At 61.4% G+C, this 721-nt stretch carries 1 protein-coding gene; it reads left to right on the top strand.

Features of this window, described 5'->3' with window-relative positions:
• Positions 1–311 precede the first annotated feature (311 nt).
• On the top strand, positions 312–479 hold the full coding sequence (locus tag A9J21_RS31780; RefSeq protein ID WP_156546230.1) for a hypothetical protein: 168 nt from the start codon (positions 312–314) through the stop codon (positions 477–479).
• Positions 480–721 lie beyond the last annotated feature (242 nt).

The following is a 721-nucleotide window of genomic DNA, read 5'->3' as shown; positions in this document are numbered from 1 at the left end:
GCACTACGTTGCTTGCTGTCCAACGATGACGTCGATGGCCGCTCGCCCCGCCAACTCCGCCACGAGATGAGCCCAACGCCGGGAATACGGCCCACCGAAAACCTTGATGCGCTCACCCCATGCGGCAATGCCTGTAGAGCGCAAGGGACCTTCCACCTGGAACCACACATCGAACATGTCCTTCGATGACATTTCGAGGGCGGCATGAATATGGAATCCGCGGTACTCTGTTATTCGCTCCATATGCCCTCCTCGCATCGGACGGCAAGCCGCCGCCACGACTGTGGCGGCGCTGACTTCATGAGGACGGCATGGCCGCTGCAGAATTAGCGACTACCTTGGCCGCCCTGCTGTCCTTGCTGACTCCCGCCTTCCTGGCCGGCCTGTTGGTTCCCTTTTTGCCTTTCTTGGTCGCTCTGTTGGCCGCTTTGGCCGCCCTGTTGTTCGCGTTGCCCGCCGCGCTGATCCTGATCACCTGACTGACCGCCCTGCCGACGTTCCTGATCGCCCTGTTGCCCCCCTTGTTGGCCACCTTGTTGAGACTGTTGCTCATTGGGCTGTTGCTGGCCCTGTCCTGGTTGCTGTTGCGGTTGCTGTCCCATGTTCAACTCCGATCGCGGCTGAATTGCCACCTTCTCCTAGTGCAAGCGCCGTACCAGCGAACCACTGTCATCGCCGACGGGGTCCTCCAGGGACATGACGTGTCGGCCGGAGGCGTCCG

The organism is Cupriavidus sp. D384 (assembly GCF_001652915.1).
Lineage (GTDB): Bacteria > Pseudomonadota > Gammaproteobacteria > Burkholderiales > Burkholderiaceae > Cupriavidus.
The sequence above is the reverse complement of the archived record's forward strand: the minus strand, read 5'-3'. Positions and strand labels throughout refer to the sequence as shown.